This window comes from Eubacterium sp. AM05-23 (genome assembly GCF_003477535.1).
Lineage (GTDB): Bacteria > Bacillota > Clostridia > Eubacteriales > Eubacteriaceae > Eubacterium > Eubacterium maltosivorans.
On record NZ_QUDF01000005.1, the window covers coordinates 166,028 to 184,970 of the forward strand.

At 43.7% G+C, this 18,943-nt stretch carries 20 protein-coding genes, 1 riboswitch and 2 other annotated features (1 of these 23 only partly in view); of the genes, 10 read left to right on the forward strand and 10 right to left on the reverse strand.

Annotated features, from left to right (window positions below):
• Nucleotides 1–13 precede the first annotated feature (13 nt).
• The 10 genes from DW091_RS08365 (at nt 14) to lexA (ending at nt 9,017) form a co-directional block, all read left to right on the forward strand.
• Nucleotides 14–1,363 carry a Mur ligase family protein gene (locus DW091_RS08365; RefSeq protein WP_118517927.1) on the forward strand — a complete coding sequence of 450 codons (1,350 nt, stop codon included), beginning with the start codon at nt 14–16 and terminating at the stop codon, nt 1,361–1,363.
• Nucleotides 1,364–2,134 carry a cobalamin biosynthesis protein CobQ gene (locus DW091_RS08370; RefSeq protein WP_118517928.1) on the forward strand — a complete coding sequence of 257 codons (771 nt, stop codon included), beginning with the start codon at nt 1,364–1,366 and terminating at the stop codon, nt 2,132–2,134. It abuts the gene before it with no gap.
• Nucleotides 2,135–3,166: a tRNA 2-thiouridine(34) synthase MnmA gene (gene mnmA / locus DW091_RS08375; protein ID WP_118517929.1), complete on the forward strand. Its 1,032-nt coding sequence runs from the start codon at nt 2,135–2,137 to the stop codon at nt 3,164–3,166. It abuts the gene before it with no gap.
• A gap of 94 nt (nt 3,167–3,260) precedes the next feature.
• Complete coding sequence (glmM, locus tag DW091_RS08380) at nt 3,261–4,595, forward strand: phosphoglucosamine mutase (RefSeq protein ID WP_074616851.1); 1,335 nt, start codon at nt 3,261–3,263, stop codon at nt 4,593–4,595.
• Nucleotides 4,596–4,699: 104 nt separating this feature from the next.
• Nucleotides 4,700–4,744, forward strand: a riboswitch (PreQ1 riboswitch).
• Between the two features lie 82 nt (nt 4,745–4,826).
• Nucleotides 4,827–5,810: a nucleoside hydrolase gene (locus DW091_RS08385; protein ID WP_118517930.1), complete on the forward strand. Its 984-nt coding sequence runs from the start codon at nt 4,827–4,829 to the stop codon at nt 5,808–5,810.
• A 12-nt stretch (nt 5,811–5,822) separates the two neighbouring features.
• Complete coding sequence (locus DW091_RS08390; protein WP_074616850.1) at nt 5,823–6,383, forward strand: ECF transporter S component; 561 nt, start codon at nt 5,823–5,825, stop codon at nt 6,381–6,383.
• A 141-nt stretch (nt 6,384–6,524) separates the two neighbouring features.
• Complete coding sequence (locus DW091_RS08395) at nt 6,525–7,028, forward strand: HD domain-containing protein (protein WP_058694593.1); 504 nt, start codon at nt 6,525–6,527, stop codon at nt 7,026–7,028.
• Nucleotides 7,029–7,065: 37 nt separating this feature from the next.
• Entirely contained in the window at nt 7,066–7,197 is a 132-nt protein-coding gene (locus DW091_RS20695; protein ID WP_263422109.1) for a hypothetical protein, read from the forward strand.
• Nucleotides 7,198–7,322: 125 nt separating this feature from the next.
• Entirely contained in the window at nt 7,323–8,285 is a 963-nt protein-coding gene (locus tag DW091_RS08400; protein ID WP_058694592.1) for a tyrosine-type recombinase/integrase, read from the forward strand.
• Between the two features lie 90 nt (nt 8,286–8,375).
• Complete coding sequence (gene lexA, locus DW091_RS08405) at nt 8,376–9,017, forward strand: transcriptional repressor LexA (RefSeq protein ID WP_058694591.1); 642 nt, start codon at nt 8,376–8,378, stop codon at nt 9,015–9,017.
• 47 nt (nt 9,018–9,064) lie between these two features.
• On the opposite strand, the gene zapA is transcribed toward lexA, so the two are convergent.
• From zapA to infC, 10 genes are all read right to left on the reverse strand, one after another.
• Nucleotides 9,065–9,649 carry a cell division protein ZapA gene (zapA, locus tag DW091_RS08410; RefSeq protein WP_224168769.1) on the reverse strand — a complete coding sequence of 195 codons (585 nt, stop codon included), beginning with the start codon at nt 9,647–9,649 and terminating at the stop codon, nt 9,065–9,067.
• Between the two features lie 97 nt (nt 9,650–9,746).
• Complete coding sequence (locus tag DW091_RS08415) at nt 9,747–10,637, reverse strand: DNA-processing protein DprA (RefSeq protein ID WP_058694590.1); 891 nt, start codon at nt 10,635–10,637, stop codon at nt 9,747–9,749.
• A 175-nt stretch (nt 10,638–10,812) separates the two neighbouring features.
• Entirely contained in the window at nt 10,813–13,197 is a 2,385-nt protein-coding gene (pheT, locus tag DW091_RS08420) for a phenylalanine--tRNA ligase subunit beta (protein WP_118517931.1), read from the reverse strand.
• A 12-nt stretch (nt 13,198–13,209) separates the two neighbouring features.
• The gene (pheS, locus tag DW091_RS08425; RefSeq protein ID WP_096919868.1) at nt 13,210–14,232 is read right to left on the reverse strand and encodes a phenylalanine--tRNA ligase subunit alpha; all 1,023 of its coding nucleotides are present in this window, start codon (nt 14,230–14,232) and stop codon (nt 13,210–13,212) included.
• A gap of 76 nt (nt 14,233–14,308) precedes the next feature.
• Nucleotides 14,309–14,540 (reverse strand) — a binding site (T-box leader).
• Between the two features lie 11 nt (nt 14,541–14,551).
• Nucleotides 14,552–15,436: an RNA methyltransferase gene (locus DW091_RS08430; protein WP_082669286.1), complete on the reverse strand. Its 885-nt coding sequence runs from the start codon at nt 15,434–15,436 to the stop codon at nt 14,552–14,554.
• Nucleotides 15,390–16,058: a TrkA family potassium uptake protein gene (locus tag DW091_RS08435; RefSeq protein ID WP_058694586.1), complete on the reverse strand. Its 669-nt coding sequence runs from the start codon at nt 16,056–16,058 to the stop codon at nt 15,390–15,392. The genes DW091_RS08430 and DW091_RS08435 overlap by 47 nt, the downstream gene beginning before the upstream one ends.
• Nucleotides 16,059–16,070: 12 nt before the next feature.
• Nucleotides 16,071–17,453 carry a TrkH family potassium uptake protein gene (locus DW091_RS08440; RefSeq protein WP_083337054.1) on the reverse strand — a complete coding sequence of 461 codons (1,383 nt, stop codon included), beginning with the start codon at nt 17,451–17,453 and terminating at the stop codon, nt 16,071–16,073.
• Between the two features lie 182 nt (nt 17,454–17,635).
• A complete protein-coding gene (gene rplT / locus DW091_RS08445) occupies nt 17,636–17,992 on the reverse strand; it encodes a 50S ribosomal protein L20 (RefSeq protein WP_013380522.1) in 357 nt (118 codons plus the stop codon).
• Nucleotides 17,993–18,016: 24 nt separating this feature from the next.
• Entirely contained in the window at nt 18,017–18,211 is a 195-nt protein-coding gene (gene rpmI / locus DW091_RS08450) for a 50S ribosomal protein L35 (protein WP_013380523.1), read from the reverse strand.
• A gap of 89 nt (nt 18,212–18,300) precedes the next feature.
• On the reverse strand, nt 18,301–18,876 hold the full coding sequence (gene infC, locus DW091_RS08455; protein ID WP_052237152.1) for a translation initiation factor IF-3: 576 nt from the start codon (nt 18,874–18,876) through the stop codon (nt 18,301–18,303).
• Nucleotides 18,851–18,943 (reverse strand) — a sequence feature (ribosomal protein L20 leader region); it runs 26 nt beyond the window's last position. Its footprint overlaps the gene before it by 26 nt.

The window sequence follows — 18,943 nt, forward strand, 5'->3', positions numbered from 1 at the left end:
CGGAGGAACAAGTATGAAGTTTTATTTGGCGTTATGGTACGCTAAAGCCATTAACGGCCTCATCAATCTTGTCAGCAAGGGGAGAGGATCTAACCTTTCCGGTGAGAAGGCCTTAAAGGTAGACCCGAGAATGGTCGAGCATTTCAAGGGGATCGACTATTCCAAGGTTGTTTTTATTACAGGAACCAATGGTAAATCAAGCACCACCAATCTGGTGACCCACATTTTAAGAGAAAACGGGAAAACCGTTGTATCGAACCTGGAGGGCGCCAATTTACTGCCCGGTATCGCGACCATTCTGGCAAAAGAATCGACGATGACCGGGAAGCTCAAGGCGGATTATTTTGTCTTTGAAACAGATGAGCGTTATTTACCCCTCATCTATGATCAGCTTCCGGCAGAAAACATGTTGATCACTAATCTGCAGAAGGACCAGGTTCAGCGCAACGGCGATCCGGATTTTATCTATCGCAAGCTCACCTCTTTTATGAATCCTAAAATGCATTTATATTTAAATAATGAAGAGCCGCGGACAAAATCCTTTGAACGCTTTACTGACCACGTCACCTATTTCGGCGTGGAAAAACATTCTGAATCCTTCGAAAAGGACGAAACTTATCCGACCTGTGCATGCCCAAAATGCTATCATAAAATTGATTTTGACTACTATACCATCGACAGCGTCGGTCCGTTTACCTGCACAAACTGCGGCTATTCTAGTGAAGCGGCGCCACATTATGCCGTAAAGGATATTGACTTTGAAAACAAGACTTTCACGGTTGAGGATGAGACCTTTAATATGCCTTATGATCTGCCATTTATGCTGTACAACTACAGCGGCGCTCTGGCGCTTTGTGAACGCTTTGCAGGCGTCTCCGTCAAGGACGCAGTCCCGGCTTTTAAATCCTTTAAAAACATCGGCGGCCGTTTTGAAGTGCTTCACTACAAGGATAAAACCATTAAGTATATGCGCATCAAGCAGGAAAACCCGGATACGCTTCAGAGCGCTTTAAACATCATGGCTTCTGATCAGCAAGCCAAAATGGTCTGCTTTGGCTTCTATGCAGTATCGGATTTTATCCCATTCTATACCAACACCTTTTACAGCTTTGACTGCGACTTCAGACCGCTTGCAGAATCAAATGTTGAAAAATATTTTTGTTTCTCTCAAAATGTCTGCTATGATACCGCTAACCGGTTGATTTACGAAGGGGTTGAACCATCAAAAATTGCTATCAAGGAGACCGATGATATCAAAACGATCTTTGAAGAAATTGAAAAGGCAGATACTTCAAACGTTTATTTGATCACATGGCTTGAAACCTTTAATAAAATGAAAAAATACATCGAGGAGGGCAATTAAATGAATGAAAAAACATTAAAGATCGGGTGGATGTTTCCCGATTCCCTTTACCTCCACGGTGACCGCGGAAACGTTCTGGCTCTAAAACGTATGGGCGAAGCCGCAGGCTTTGAGGTAAAAATTGAAAAAATTGATTTTGATACCGAAGATTTTACCCCAATCGATTATGACTTCTTATTCTGTTCACCGGGAGAGATCGCTTCTTTTTCATCTATCGTTGATTTTCTGGAGCCCTATGAGCTTTCGCTCCGCGGCTTTATTCAAGCAGGCCGTCCCATGCTTGTCACAGGAACCAGCATCGCCCTCTGGGGTAACGAAATCAGGAGAGATGATGGCAGCGTTGTAAAGGGTCTGGGCATCATTGATGTGGAGACCGTTGAAAACAAAGCAGTCTACGGTGACGACCTCTATTTCAGCTGTAATCTGAATGGCGCGCAAATGGAAATCATCGGAAATCAGATTCAGATGGCCGATTTCAAGCTGACTGGCGATGATGAGCCCTTTGGAGCTCTGAAATATGGATACGGCAATAACGGAAGGGATACCAATGAGGGGGTCCAGATCAAAAATGCGGTTTTTACAAACACTCTTGGTCCAGTGCTCGTCTGTAATCCCTGGATGACCGAAGCCTTTATCCGCATTATTGCAGATAATCAGGAAACAGACCTTGAAAACTTTTCTGTCAATATGACGCTTGAAGAAAAATCTTTTGAGACCAAGAAACAATTTATTTTGAAAAAAACAACACATTTGACAAACTGTAAAAGATAAATGAAAAATAAAAAAGTAATTGTGGGGTTCAGCGGCGGCGCAGACAGTGCTGCCGCTGCTCTGATTCTAAAAAATAAAGGTTACGAGGTTTTGGGCGTAACCTTTGATTTTTTTGGAAATGAAGTACTGCTCAAAAAAGCCGGCGCTCTGGCAGAAAAAATCGGTATCCAGCATGAATGTATCAACCGGCAGCATGCATTCAGGGAGAGGGTGATAACCCCATTTATAAACGAGTATCTCAGAGGTTACACACCTAACCCCTGTATCCTTTGTGACGCGGTGATGAAATTCAGAGGGCTGATGGACTATGCCAACAAAAAAGAGGCTGATTTCATAGCGACCGGCCATTACTTAAGGCTTGAAAAAAGCCAGGGGCTTGTCCGGATTAAGACCAGCCAGGATTCCAGAAAGGATCAGAGCTATTATCTCTATACCCTTAATCAGGCGTTCCTGAACCGGCTGATTTTTCCCTTGAGCACTTTTCAGTCAAAAGACGCGGTGCGTGCTTTTCTGGAGGGGCAGGGAATAGTGCTTCCGAAATCTGAAGAAAGCCAGGGAATCTGCTTTATCCCGGACGGAAATTATGCACGATTTATAAAAAAAGAAACACCTTTGATGACCGAGGGGCGTTTTCGGGATCGCTTTGGTAAAATTCTTGGCAGCCACAACGGCTTTTATCACTATACGGTTGGGCAGAAACATGGTGTTCCGGTAATTTGCGGAAAAAAATACGTGGTTACAGCTCTGCGCCCAAAATCCAACGAGGTCATTCTTGGCGAGGAATCGGAGCTTTATCAAAAAAGAATCTTTTTAAAAGAGCTTCATTTTATTGACGGTAGCTTATACTCAGGAAAAATCCAATTTAAAATCTGCCGCTGGGGCTACCTGTACCAGGGAACACTTTGCCTGACAGATAACCGCAGAGGTTATCTGGAGTGCGAGGAAGCTGTTCGGGCGCCCATGCCAGGACAGGCGGCGGTCTTTTATGATGGCGATATACTCTTAGGCGGAGGAACAATCGAATATAAGTAAAAAATGATAAAATCCTTTAAATAAATTGATTTATTTCTGTTTTAAAGCTATAATAGAATTTGATTTATTTGATTTATGAAATAGAGGTTAAAAAATGGGAAAATTTTTTGGTACTGATGGTGTTCGTGGTGTCTTTGGTGAAGAGTTAACCACAGAATTAGCATATCAGCTTGGACGTTATGGCGCGTATATATTATCAGAAGGCAGCCATAATCCTAAAATTGTTATTGGGAAGGACACCCGTATTTCGGGTGATCCTCTTGAAAAAGCGCTGACAGACGGTATTATCTCAGTCGGGGGTAAGGTTGTACTGGCAGGCGTTATACCAACACCCGCTGTCGCGGTCATTGCCCGCGAGATCAACGCAGATGCCGGGATTGTCATCTCCGCATCACACAATCCTTATCAATTTAACGGGATTAAATTTTTCAACGGCGCGGGCTATAAGCTCTCTGATAATGTAGAAAATCAGATTGAAAAATGTATCATCGACCAGCTTGAAATCAATGACCGGTCCGACGGCTCAGTTGAGACCCTTGACCAGCCTGAAAAAATCTATGTTGATCACATTACAAAAGGATTCTCCTGTGATTTTTCCGGTATCCGTATGGTGCTGGACTGCGCAAACGGCGCATCCTACCGTATTGCACCGAAGTTTTTTATCGATGCCGGCGCCGATGTGGTTGTGATCGGGCATGAACCAGACGGCAAAAACATCAACGACGGATATGGCTCTACCTGTCTTGACAAGCTGAGCGAGCATGTCCTTTTGGAAAAAGCAGACATCGGAATTGCTTTTGACGGTGATGCTGACCGTTGTCTGGCGGTTGACAATGAAGGCCGTATTATCGACGGTGATAAGATCCTTCATCTGGTTGGCGCAAAGCTGAAACAGGAGGGCCGGCTGAACAAGGATACGGTCGTGGTAACCGTTATGAGTAATATCGGCCTCGATATCGCTCTGAAGGATTGTGGCTGCAAAAGTGTTAAGACGAATGTCGGCGACCGCTATGTTCTGGAAGAAATGCTGAAAAAAGGCTATAATCTGGGCGGGGAACAATCCGGCCATGTCATCTTACTGGATCATAATACCACGGGCGACGGTCTTTTAACAGCGGTCTCGCTTTTAACGATCTTAAAAGAAGAAACCCGCACCGCGGCAGAGCTTTCGTCTTTAATGACCTCCTATCCGCAGGTGCTTGTGAATGCAAAAGTGACCAACCAGACTAAAAACGACTATCTGACTGACGAAGTGATCCAGAAGCGGATCTCCGAGGTTGAAAAGCATTTTGACGGCCAGGGACGTGTTTTAATCCGCCCATCCGGCACTGAACCATTGGTTCGCGTCATGATCGAGGGCAAAGATCAGTCTGAGCTTAACCGCATTGCCACAGATCTGGCCAGGCTCATTGAGGAGCGTCTGGCTTAAGAAGGTTGCAAAAACTTATTAAATATGCTATAGTATCCATAAGACAAGGACGGGTATACCGTCTGCAAAACAAGCTGTTTTGCACATATGACCGTTTTAATTAAGACGGAGAGGTTCGTAACCATCCCTCTATAAAAAACTAAGGAAAGAGCGTTATAAAGGGCGTACGGTTACACGTGCGCTCTTTTTGCGTTTATCCGCTGGTTGAACTTAACCAAGGAGAGAAATACCATGACAAAACGAAAAGTAATTATTGACTGCGATCCGGGGATTGACGATGCTCTGGCGATTATGCTGGCATGCCGTTCCCCGGAATTGGAAATTTTGGGCATCACTATTGTATCCGGTAATATCAATGCCTATCAATGCGCTGAAAATGCACTCCATATTTTAAAGGTGATGAACCGTCTGGATATCCCGGTATATCTTGGTGCGGCACAGCCACTTTTGAGGGATATGGTCGTCGCGGAGGAAACACACGGCGAGGATGGCCTGGGGGGTGTTAAATTTGAAAGAATTGAAGATGTCCGCTATCATGAGGGCGCTGTCGATTTCATCTTAAATACGCTAAAGACTGAAGAGCGTGTCTCTGTTTTGGCCATTGGCCCATTAACCAATATTGCCCTGGCCTTACAGAAAGATAAGGACACACTTAGCCGGATGGAGGAGCTTGTTTTAATGGGCGGCGCTTTCAAGAGCCACGGCAACTGCTCGCCGGTGGCTGAGTTTAATTTCTGGGCTGACCCGGACGCGGCTGAAATGGTCCTAAACCAGCTTGCTTGCCCCATCACCATGGTTGGACTGGACGTCACCCGCGAAGTGGTTCTGACCCCAAATTATATCGAGCTGCTGCGTCGGTTTAACGATCCGGTTGCGGATTGTATTGTTGATATCACCCGATTCTATCTGGATTTTCACTGGGAACAGGAGCGCACCTTAGGCTGCGTCATCAATGACCCTTTGGCCATCGCTTATTTTATTAATCCCTCCATCTGCTCAGGCAGAGCTTACTATGTCGATGTTGTCACAGAGGGTAAGGCCATTGGGATGAGCATGGTCGATGTGGGCGGCATTTACAAAAAGGAGCCGAACTGCTTTGTCCTTACCCAGGTACACGCCAGAGCTTTTATGGAAATGTTTATGACACGCCTTTTTCCTGAGCATCAATCAGATATCACAGCGGTTTTATCCAATGAGAAATACGGCTGCGAATAGACGGTGGCTGTCATGAAGAAACTTACCACCAATATGCTTGTTTTTATGGCCATGGCTGTCGGCTTAAATTTTGTAGGCTGCTTTGTCGCGCTTGTGCTAAAACTCCCAGTTTATCTGGATTCTATCGGGACACTGCTTTCCGCAGTGCTCCTGGGGCCGGCAGCAGGCGCAGTCGTCGGCGGGCTAACCGCGTTGATAAATGGCGCGACCATCGATCCGGTTTCTCTTTACTTTTTACCCGTGCAGGTAGTGGCTGGTGTATCAACAGGGCTGCTTTTTAAAAATGGCCGTTTTGAAGGCTTAAAATCTGTGCTGGCGATCGTGCTGGTAACCCTGTTTGTCTCAGTCATGTCGTCTGTTATTGTTGCCTTTGTGTTCAACGGCGTAACCTCCTCAGGCTCCAGCTTTATTGTAGCTGTTCTGAAAAATTCTGGCTTCAATATTGTCACCTCTGTCTTTTCAACTCAGATTATTACAGATTTGCTGGATAAGGTTATTTGCTTTTCCGTGGTTTTTGGCATTATTAAGGTTATGCCAATGCCTTTAAAAAATAAATTAGTGAAGCATTATTAAGAAAAAGAGGGCTCCGGCCTTTCTTTTTTTGTCAATTTTTTCCCTGCACTCCTGTTTTTGCTTCATTGACAATGGAGCTGGTCAGCGGTAGACTTTAAGATACATGGTAAAATGCTTATATAAAGGAGGACGTGCATAAAAATGAAAGACATCTTGAATAATTTAATAAGCGAAATGATTGAATATGAAAAAGGAAATCCCCGCCGTGTTCAACACTTTTTAAAGGTTTATGCCTTTGCGAAAATCATCGCAGAACAGGAGGGTTTAGATGAAAGAACGCGAGATACCCTCGAAATTGCCGCTGTTTTACATGACATAGGTATCAAACCAAGTGTGAAAAAACATGGCTCCAGTGCCGGAAATTACCAGGAGATTGAAGGTCCTCCGTTGGCCCGTCTCCTGTTAAAAAAATATAGCGTATCTGATGAAATCATGGAACGCGTCAGCTTCCTGATCGCTAACCATCATACCTACGGCAGTATTCAGGCCATCGATTACCAGGTGCTTATCGAAGCTGATTTTCTGGTCAATATCTATGAGGATGTCATGAAGCCTTCTCAAATCGAAAGCATACGTGACCGCCTGTTTAAAACAAAAACAGGGATTCATATTTTGGAAACCATGTTTCTGTCGCAGGAGGACTGAATCGGCAGATAATAGAAGGTGAGTTGAAAAGAGTTTAGTGCAGTCACAGAACAAAATCATCAGCATCATCAGCATGGAAAATACTGGTCAGAGCTCGAAACAGCCAGACCATGGAAGCATTAATTACAAGTTTAAAAAGCACGGCGCAGAATTGTGCCGTGCTTTTTAAGTATCCGTAAGACAGTCTGTTAAAATGAAAGAGTAATAAAAAACTTGATATTTGTTATTTTTTTTGCTATAATTGCGTATAACCTACGTTATACGCAATTATAGCGATTGAAAGGAATATTATAAATGGACCTCAAACACAATGCCCTCCTCGATGAGCTTGACGATTATCTGCTCTCTATTCGAGGATTTTCACCAAACACATTAATTTCATACCGAAATGACCTGATGCAGTTTTTCCGTTTTTTAAAGGTTCGGTTTCAGATGGCTGATCCAGAAGGCGAATTTGACACCATTGCCATAGACGATGTCGATCTGAAAATCATTAAACAGGTCACGCTTCCGGATATTTACGCTTTTCTGAGTTACTCTACTTCCAAACGCAGCAACATTGATTCAACTCGAAAAAGAAAAACTGCGGCCATTAAAAATTTGTACCACTATCTGACAACGGTCATCGACACTAAAATGGACGATCCGACACAACGCCTGGAAATCCCCAAGGTTAAGTCCCGAGATCCAGTCTATCTTACACTCGACGAAGCTTTAAGCCTTTTAAATGCCGTTGACGGTGAATTTTATGAGCGCGACCTGGCGATCATCACTCTGTTTTTAAACTGCGGAATTCGACTTTCCGAGTTAACCAACCTTAAAATCGAGGATATCCAGGAGGAAACAATCCATATTGTAGGTAAGGGGAACAAAGAGCGGAATATAAGACTCAACGACGCCTGTGTGGAGACACTGGAGGCCTATATGGCGGTACGGCCTGAGGATACCGAGGTTTCCTATGTCTTTTTAAGCAAACGAAAGACGCCTCTTTCCAACCGTACGGTACAGTCCATGGTAAAAAAATATGTTTTAAAAGCTGGACTGAATGCAGATAAAATTTCTGTTCATAAGCTCCGCCACACTGCGGCCACACTCATGCATAAATACGGACAGGTAGACATTCGTACGCTCCAGAAAGTCTTGGGTCATGAGAGCATTTCTACCACAGAAATTTACACACATATTGAGGTGGATGATGTCCGTGAGGCGATCTATCAGAATCCTCTCGCCAAACGAAATCCTGGCCATAAAAAATAAACAAACATGGCTTCATTTTTCAAGAACAAATGTTTACTTTTGTTTTCTTTTATGTTATAATAAACCCAACAAACTTGGGGGTATCAAAAAATGTACGAAGATTTAACCGAAAAACAAAAACAAATTTTAGAATTTATAAAAAAACAGACAAGAGAATGTGGGTATCCGCCTTCTGTCCGTGAAATATGCGAGGCTGTGGGCTTTAAATCCACATCGTCAGTGCACTCTCACCTTAAAACGCTTGAACAACGTTCTTATATTCGACGAACATCGCTAAAAACGCGTGCCATTGATGTTATTAACAAGGGTGACGAGGACGGTCTTGAACATTTTCAGACCGACCGTGAGATGGTCACACTTCCTCTGCTGGGTAAAATTACCGCCGGTGATCCTATTCTGGCAACCGAGGATATCATGGATCAGGTTCCTCTTCCCCTTAGTTTTGTCGGCACCGGTGAGCACTTTTTGCTGCGGGTTAAGGGTACCAGTATGATCAACGCGGGAATTTTAGACGGAGATGATATTATCGTCAAAAAGCAGAATACTGCCAACGACGGTGATATTGTCGTTGCTTTTTTACTCGAAAATGAAGAGGCAACCGTTAAAACCTTCTACCGTGATCAGGATATCATTATCCTGAAGCCTCAAAACCCGAATTTTGAACCGAGAGAGCTCAAGGATACCGAGGTTCAGATCATGGGCCGTGTAACCGGACTTCTCCGCAAAATGTAAGACCATAAAAAGAAACCTCCAGCTCTGGACTGGAGGTTTTAATTTTATTATTCTGGACGATTCGGCGAGTCTTCTGGCTCCATATCTGTCTGAAGTACATCCTGATCAATTTCTTCAGGATTTTTTTTATTTGCCTTAACCAGTTCAATCTGGCTTTCAAACAGCTGGTTTTGGAGATCAAGAATGGCCTTACGATTCGATTCACTTTCGATTTTAGCCTGTTTCAGATGTTCACGGTATTGGTTGAGCAGCTCGTTTTTTTCTTCAATTTCTTTCTGAAGCTGTTCTTTTTCCTCGACAAGCTGAAGTTTACTTTCTTTAAGTTCATTGATTTCTTCGCCGGCAGTCTTTAATTCTTCCTTTACCAGATTGATATTATTGGCTTCCTCCTCCTGCTTACGCTCCGCAATGATCACATCCTTTTTAGCTTCAAATAGAAGCTCAGTGATGTTCATACAGCCAAGAATTGCGATACGGATATGGTTGGTGAAAGGATTGCGTTCCTTGACCTTTGTCAGTTCGTCATTAACAAAGGTGGCGATTTCGCGGATATAATCCTCACTTTCCCCAGCCTTTACAGAAAAATCATTTTCTAAGATGCGAAGTTCGACAACTTTTTTTTCTTCAGGCAATTAACTTACCTCCTGTATATAAAAATTAATTAGTTCTCTTTCTATCATTATAAGTAATCTTGTAAGAAATTTCAAATAAAATATTAAAATATTACAATTATTGTCGATTTTTAAGGATAAATTGCTTAATTTCTTCCATATTGCCAACTTGATATGTAATTCCCTCTTCTGTCATAGCATCATACCCATCGACATCGGAATTGACAATGGCATCATCAGCATAAATCGGTTTCCCATAGGTGTGTGCAAAATGCAGCGTATGAAGCGTTCCGCTGTTTCGGGCAAATTCAGATACCAGCACAAAATTAGAAGCCGCTGCCTGAAGCCGGTCTCTTTCAATAAACATATAGGCATTGGAAGTGGACAAAGGCGAAAATTCACTGATAATACAGCCGCCCCCTGCTATGATACGCTCTGCCAGCTCCATATTTTCGCGCGGTGTAATCGTCATTAAATTTGACGGTAGAAAGGCAACGGTTTTTCCCCCGGCTTTCAGGCAGCCAAGATGCGCCGCAGTGTCACAGCCAAGAGCCAGCCCGCTGACAACTGTATAACCCTGTTCTGCCAGACTTTTACCGCAATTATAGGCAAAATGATAGCCAATATCGGATGGTACACGGGTACCGATAACAGCCGCTCTGTTTATATTGGTAAGAGGCGACAGATCGCCTTTATAATAAATCAAATCTGGACCATCTTCAAATAGCAATGCCTTTGGAAAATCCTCAGAATAAGAGTTGATCATCTTGATGTCATTTTCTTCGCAGCACTTTAAAATTTCATCCGCGCGCTTTCTGGCGTCTAAAAATGTACCGATTGTACTGTTGCGTGAAAAAACATTTAAGGATATACCGATTTCAACCAGCTCTAAAAGATGGTAGTCCGCCGGGTTATCAACGGATTTTAAAATGGTTTTCACTTTTTTACGGCCGATGCCCTTTAGCTGGCAAAGCGCTATAATACTGCGGTTTAAGTCGTTCTTATTCATAATTCTCTTCCCTTCTATTGCTAAGGCAGACGAAGGTGCTGCCTGGTATTTAAAGTTCGTGCATTAAGACCGGGGCTTTTCAGCCCCGGTAAATTCCTGTAAATAGATCTTTATATAATCTTAACGCGATTCGCAAAATCTTTATGCGATCTTAACACACTACTATTATACCATATTAATCCCTTAATTGGGCATTAAATCCATTTTTGAGATCAGATAAAATTTCGTCCATTACTGGATTGATATCATCGTCTGTTAATGTTCTTTCGGGATGACGGAATAAAATTGAATAGGCCAGGCTTTTTTTGCCCTTTTCGATCTGTTCACCCTGGTAAACATCAAAGAGCTCAACATTTTCCATAATACCTGTATCATGGGCTTTGATGGTCGCCTCAATTTTTGAAGCCGGCACGTCCTCATCCAGGACAAGCGCGATATCTCTTGAGGAACCAGGATACTTGGGCATTTCAACAAATTTAATGGCATCCTGCTGTAATTCGGCCATCAGATCAAAGTCCAGTTCACAGGCGTAGGTACGTTTCGGCAGATCATAGTTTTTGACAACCATCGGATGAATCTCCCCTATCTGGCCGACAAGCGTATTCCCTACTCTTATTTCAGCCTTTCTGCCCGGATGATAAAGATCAGGCCCCGCCAGGATAAAGTCATAACCCACAATGCCAGAACGATCGAGCAGCAGCTCAACCACACCCTTAATGTCGAAATAGTCTGTATTTCCATAGGAAGAAATGACCAGGTGCTTGCGCTCAATGGGCAACTCATTTTCATTTGGGTTTTTATGGTAGGTCTGGGCAAACTCAAAGAAACGGCCCTGTGGATTTTTACGGTTATGGTTTAAGCTCACCACTTCCAGCTGGTGTCCGACCAGTGTGTTGCGCATAATGCTGTTTTCCTCACCGAGTGGATTGATGAGCGGAACCAGATCATTACCGCAGTCCATATTTAAAGCGTTGATACGGTTGACACTGGTAAAAGAAGTGGTAAGCGTCTGGTAATATCCAGCACCTACCAGCAGACTCTGAAGCATATCCTGATATTTCTGTTTAACACTCTTTCCGCCAACGAGGGTGGTGCCACCCATAATGGTGCTTGGAATCCTGTTGTAGCCATAAATTCGCGCCACCTCTTCCGCCAGGTCTTCTCGGATTTCAAGATCCTGCCTATAGTCTGGCACCTTAACAACCAGATCGCCGTTTCCCTTGTTTTCAACAGTCAGGAACAGTCTTTCAAAAATACGGATAATTTCATCCTCAGAGAGGCTAATGCCGATAAAACGGTTGATCCAGTCCACATTCACAGCAACCTCGTGTGGTTCTTCTGGTTTGTGGTAAACATCAATCATTCCCTCCAGAACATCGCAGGCATCGATCAGATCAAACAGATAAGTTGCGCGCAGGGCAGCTGTTTCGGCAAGCTCTGGATAGATTCCCTTTTCATAGCGTCCAGAAGCTTCTGTACGCATGCCAAGCTTTTTGGAGGTCAGGCGGATGCTGGTTTTGTCAAAGCAGGCGGATTCAAGGACGACATATTCGGTGTTTTCAGTGATTTCTGAGTTCAAGCCGCCCATAATCCCCGCGACAGCCACAGGATATTTTCCGTTGGTGATCATCATCATGGATTCATCAATATCACGTTCCTTGTCATCCAGTGTGACGACCGTCTTTTCTTTATTACCGGTTTTAACCACAATCTCATCAGAATTAAGGCTCTTGTAGTCAAAGGCATGAAGCGGCTGCCCAAGCTCTAACATAACATAGTTTGTCACATCGACAATATTGTTAATCGGACGGACGCCGCTGTTTAAAAGTTTAAGCTGCATCCAAAGCGGAGAGGGCTCAATCTTTTTAACCTTGAACATTTTAGCCACATAGCGCGGGCACAGCTCAGTTTCTACCTTAACGCTCAGATGATCCGCAATTTCATTTTTAGTTTCTTTTTTATCGTAGAGCTTAACCGGGGCCACTGGCTCATCAAGCGCTGCAGCAGCTTCACGCGCAATTCCATAAATAGACTGGCAGTCTCCGCGATTGGCCGTCAATTCCACCTCAATGATATTGTCGTCAATCCAAAGCAGCTCACGCACCTCAACGCCAAGTTCAGTATCTTCAGGCAGAATGTAGATACCATTTTTTATTTCAGGGGTAAACAGATCTGTATTCATTCCCAGTTCTTCCACAGAGCACATCATGCCATAAGACATAATCCCCCGGAAATCAGTACGGCTCATTTTATGCCCGCCGGCTACCACTGAATTTTCAACCGCAACCGGGACGACTGCCCCCTCAAAAACATTGGTTGCGCTGGTGACGATAGTTAATGGCGATGCAGCTGCCACATCAATCTGGCAGACAACCAGCTTGTCAGCGTCAGGATGTTTTTCAATTTTAACAATTTTACCAGTGATGACACCGGAAACCTCATCCGAAACGTGATCAATGGTTTCTACCTTTGTACCGGACATTGTCAGGATATCCCCGAAAGTTTTGGGGTCCTGTTCGATTTTTACATATTCTTTTAACCAATTGAGTGATACTAACATATGGGGCTCCTCCTATTTGAATTGTGTCAGAAAACGCATGTCGTTTTCGAAAAGCAGACGTAAGTCGTTAATTCCGTATTTGGTCATGGCCACTCGTTCAAGGCCCATACCGAAAGCAAATCCACTGTAAACCTCTGGATCAATGCCGCAGTGGCGCAGTACATTAGGATGCACCATCCCACAACCTAAAAGCTCGATCCAGCCGCTATTGCCGCACACTTTACAGCCTGCGCCCCCACATTTAAAACAGGTTACATCCATTTCCGCACTGGGCTCGGTGAAATAGAATTGGTGAGGACGGAATTTTGTCTGAACATTTTCACCGAAAAGCTTTTTGGCAAACATATCCAGGGTTCCTTTTAAATCAGCCATTGTGATACCTTTGTCAATGACAAGACCTTCCATCTGGTGGAATACCGGTGAATGGGTCGCATCGATTTCGTCAGCTCGATAAACGCGTCCTGGTGAGATAACACGCAGTGGCGGCTTTTCATCCATCATAACGCGCACCTGAACCGGTGAAGTCTGCGTTCTTAAAACCACCTCATCATTGTAATAGAAGGTCTCCTGCAAATCTCTGGCTGAATGCTCCTGAGGCATGTTAAGATAATCAAAATTATATTTAGACCATTCGATTTCGGGTCCTTCGGCAATGGAAAAGCCCATACCCAGGAAGATTTCTTCCAGATCATTGATGATGATATTTAAAGGGTGCAGGTTGCCTTCTGATGGTTTTTTGCCAGGCAGAGAGACATCCAGTTTTTCCTTTTCGATGGCAGCCATCATTTCTGCTGTTTCCAACGCTTCCTTTTTTCCGGCCAGTCCGGTTTCAATCTCTTCCCGAACCTCATTAGCCAGCTTGCCAATAACCGGGCGCTCTTCCTTTGAAAGCTTGCCCATTCCTTTTAAAGCCGCGGTCAAAACACCTTTTTTACCAAGATATTTTACACGGATGTCATCGAGCGATTTCATATCGCTGACAGTTTTCAAATCTTCCAAACAATTTTCTCTGATGCGATTTAATTCCTCTTGCATTTTTATCTCCTTCTTCATAATAACATTTTTATCGGATCGCGGCTGTAAACTAAAAAAGCCCTTCATGCAAAACTGCATAAAGGACGAATAAATTCCGCGGTACCACCTTTGTTGCCGCCGCCCAGTTGGCGTGGCCTCTCACGTATAACGTCACGTTGACGTTGACCACTACAAACACCAGGTGCCTTGGCAGTCAAAACTCAGGAGGGAACTTCAGCAGCACTGTTCACTAAAACCCTCTCAGCCGCCGGGGTTTTTTCTCTGTAAATGAGCGGCGTGCCGCCTACTTTCTCCATCATCGTCTTTATCTTATTCTGTTTTACTCATGCATGGTCCTTGCGATATCATACATTAAGATACCGGCAGCTACCGAAACATTTAAAGATTCAGCATGTCCATACATTGGCAGTTTGTACAATTCGTCGCACAGATCCGCCATTCCCTTTGACATTCCCTTTGACTCGTTGCCAAGGATAACGCCAACAGATGTCTGCGCTGTCAGTGAATCAGACAGACCGGTTTTTCCCTGAAGCGAGGTTCCGATCATACGCGTACCCTGCTCCTTAAGCAAAAGAACCGTCTTTTCAAGATCACAGACTTGAAGCACCGGAAGGTGAAACACCGATCCCATGGCTCCGCGCAGGACTTTTTCATTGTAGATATCTGCGGTTTTTGACGAGCAGACAATACCGTCAAAGCCAGCTGCATCCGCTGTTCGTATGATGGTTCCAACATTGCCCGGATCTTGCACATCATCTAATATAACATAAGTTGGATAATTTTTCCCGCTTTTTTTGCATTTTTTTTCAAAAAGTTTTTCAGATGCGTCAAATTTATGTGCTGTACATAAAACACCTTCCGGCATTCTCAAGGAAGACATGACTTCAAAAACGCTGGCCTCAACCGTGAAAACCGGGGTTCTCTTGTCTTTCACGCGTTTGAATGCCTCCATTGCAGCCTTCCCAGCTCCCTCGAGCCACTGTGGCGTTGTAAAAACCGCAGTGATTGCCACATTCCAGGCTTCAGCCTCCATAAAAAGCTTAGTCCCTTCCAGGACAAACTGCCCTTCACGGTCTCTGTTTTTTTTCTGTTTCAGCTTGATAACATTTTTAACCGTTGCATTTTGGCGGGAGGTAATCAATTCTTCAGCCATCATCTTAGTTTCCAGACTGATAGAGGCGGGTGACATCATTAATATCCGCATTGTCGCCTATTACGACCAGCTTATCACCAGTACGGATGACATCTGTCGCCACTGGAGAGACATTCAAGTGATCCTGAGAGCGGATCGCTATGACATTAAGCCCATATTTTGTACGCATATCCAATGACTCCAGAGCCTGGTTTTCCCATTTATGTAGGGCGTCGATCTCAACGATTGAATGGTCTGTGTCCAGCTCCAGTGCATCAATAAAATCGCCGGAATAAAGGCTGTGACCAACACGTTCACCCATATCGCGCTCTGGTGAAAAGACCTTTTTAACGCCTAGTTTGAGCAAAACCTTTTCGTGCTGCGCATTATTGGCTTTTCCATAAATTTCCTGAATTCCAAGCTCCTGCGCGTTGACAACTCCCATAATGCTGCTGTTGATATCAGAGGTAATCGAGATAATCACCGCATCCACATTTTTTAAGCCAATGGACTTCAGAGCATTAATATCTGAGACGTCGGCCTGAACCGCGTAGGTGACATAGTTGGCAATATTCTGCACCTTTTCCTCATTCTTATCAACAACGATCACATTTGACCCCAACTCACTCAGAGTAATAGCAAGAGCTTCACCGAAACGGCCGAGCCCCAGAATAGCAAATTGTTTTTCCTTCAATTTATGCTCCTTTTAACCAATCAAGACATTGCCTTCGGGCAGCTTGAACTGGCCTTTATTCTCAAGTTCTTTTCTTTCTTTTCTCGTAATAACATAAGCGATTGTGAGCGGCCCCACACGACCGATAAACATTGTAATAATCAGCGCAACTTTGCTGAGCGCATGAAGGTGCGGTGTTAAATCACAGGTAAGTCCAACGGTAGAATAGGCTGAAAACACCTCAAAGGTAACAGCCATCGGGTCTGCGCCAGGTTCACAGACCATCAAAATCATAATAATGACAATGATGATGGAAATACCAATGGTCAGAACACAGGCAGCCCGCTTAATGGTGATCTCCGGAATGCGGCGTTTAAAGCAGGTGACATCCTTTCTGCCCATCAGTTCAGTAAATAATGTAATAGCCATCATGGCTACAGCAGTGGTTTTAACCCCACCGGCCGTTGACCCTGGCGAACCGCCGATAAACATCAGCACAATGGTTAGTACCTTGGAAACTGGATTAAGCCCTGTCTGGCTAATGGTGTTGGAACCGGCTGTACGAGGCGTCACAGACTGATAAAAAGCCGCGTAAATTTTCCCGTACCACGGCAGGTTCCCCATGGTTTCGGGGTTGGCGTGCTCAAAAATATAAAAGAGCACCGCGCCGCCGACTACCAAAATAGCGGTAATGCTTAAAACAATTTTAGAATGCATGCTCAGTCGTCTGGTTGTCCGGTAGCTGACAATTTCACTGGTAACCGCAAAACCCAGACCACCGATTACGATAAGCGCACAAACAGTAAAGTTCAACAGAAGGTTATTAGCATATCCTGTAAAGCTCTGAAAGCCGCCGATTAAATCAAAACCGCCGTTACAGAACGAAGAGATCGAATGCCAGATACCAAAATAAATACCTTTCCCCAACCCATAATCTGGAACAAAGACAAAGGACAGCAGCAGCGCGCCGACGCCTTCGATCACCAGACAGGAAAAGACGATGTATTTAGTAAATTTGACAACCCCCTGTACTCTGTCTGAATTGACTGAGGATTGGATGAGCAGACGGTTTTTAATCGTAATGCGCTTACCCGCCAGTACGAAAAAAATAGTCATTAAAGACATAAAGCCGAGACCGCCGATTTGAATTAAAAGAATAATGACAATCTGACCAAACAGCGACCAGTAGGTCCCCGTATCCACAACCACCAGTCCTGTAACACATACGCTGGAGGTTGCCGTAAATAAACAGTTCAAAAATCCCGGACTTTGGCCGGAGGCACTGGAGACTGGCAGGTTCAGAATCACTGCCCCCAGAAATATTACTGCTGCAAAGCCGAACATCAGAATTTCGGCCGGAGAACGGTGCCGCATAAAGGTAGCCATACGCCCACCTTTTTTAACAATGTTTATCATTTGTCTGCTCCAAGTAAATATTTTATTTGCTTTCACCTATTGTACCATTCTGTCAAAAAAAAGCAAGATCGTTTGCTGCAATCAATGCCTTTCTAAAGGAGATTATTACCCAACATGGTGAAAATATCACATAAAAAAAACTTCCCAAGGACTGAGAAGTTTTTTGTCTTGGTTGTTAAAGCTTAAGCCTGATGTGCTTTTGCAACATCAACTAATTTTGCGAATGCATTGATATCATTCATTGCTAAATCGGCTAAGATTTTACGGTCCATTTCAACGCCAGCCTGTTTCAGGCCAAACATAAATTTGCTATAGCTTAAACCATACATACGGGCACCTGCATTGATACGGGTGATCCATAATCTTCTGAAATTTCTTTTCTTTTCTTTACGACCTCTGTAAGAAGAACGAAGTGCACGCATAACTGCTTCGTTCGCCGGTCTGTATAACTTGCTTTTAGCACCATAATAGCCTTTTGCAAGTTTTAATACTTTTTTATGCTTCTTTTTGGCATTAACGCCTTTTTTAATTCTAGCCATTAAAATTTTCCTCCTTGCTCACTATTATTTCATTAACATTTTTTTGACAACTTTTGCGTCACTTGGTACTAAGTAACCAGCTTTTCTAAGATTTCTCTTTCTCTTCTGGCTTTTCTTATTTAAGATATGGCTTTTGTAAGCCTTAGCGCGTTTGATCACACCTGATTTTTTCACTTTGAAGCGCTTAGCAGCACCACGATGGGATTTCATTTTTGGCATAGTCGATTCCTCCTCCCTATCTTCGTCAACTTATTTTTTATTTTATTTATATAATGAAGTATAACAAGTTATACCATTATAGGCTTAGCTTACTTATCCTTTTTAGGGGATAAGAACATGACCATGCTGCGGCCTTCCATTTTTGGTGGCTTGTCAACCGTACCATAATCAGTTACACGTTCAGCGAAGTCAAGTAAAACACCCCTACCCTGATCCGTATAAGCCATCTCACGGCCTCTGAAACGGATGGATACTTTGACACGATTGCCCTGTTCTAAGAACTTAATGCAGTTTTTGACTTTAACCATGATGTCGTGTTCCTCAACCCGTACAGACATACGGATTTCTTTGATAACAACCGCTTTCTGGTTTTTCTTTGCTTCTTTAACACGCCGCATTTCTTCATAACGGAATTTACCGTAGTCCAGAATTTTGCAGACCGGCGGCTTCGCGTTAGGAGAAACCTTAACGAGATCCAGACTCTTTTCGTCTGCCATTTTTTGTGCTTCTTTTGTCGGCATAACGCCCAGCATTTCTCCGTTTGCATCAATTACGCGGACTTCACGATCACGGATTTCCTCGTTAATCTCGTGTTGAACTTCTCTTGCTATAGTAATACACCTCCATTTATAGGAATTTATTAAAACAAAAATGCAGGTAGACATAGTCCACCTGCATTAAACAATCAATTACTTAAATTGCTATGAACCCGCCTTGCTAGAAGACCAGGTG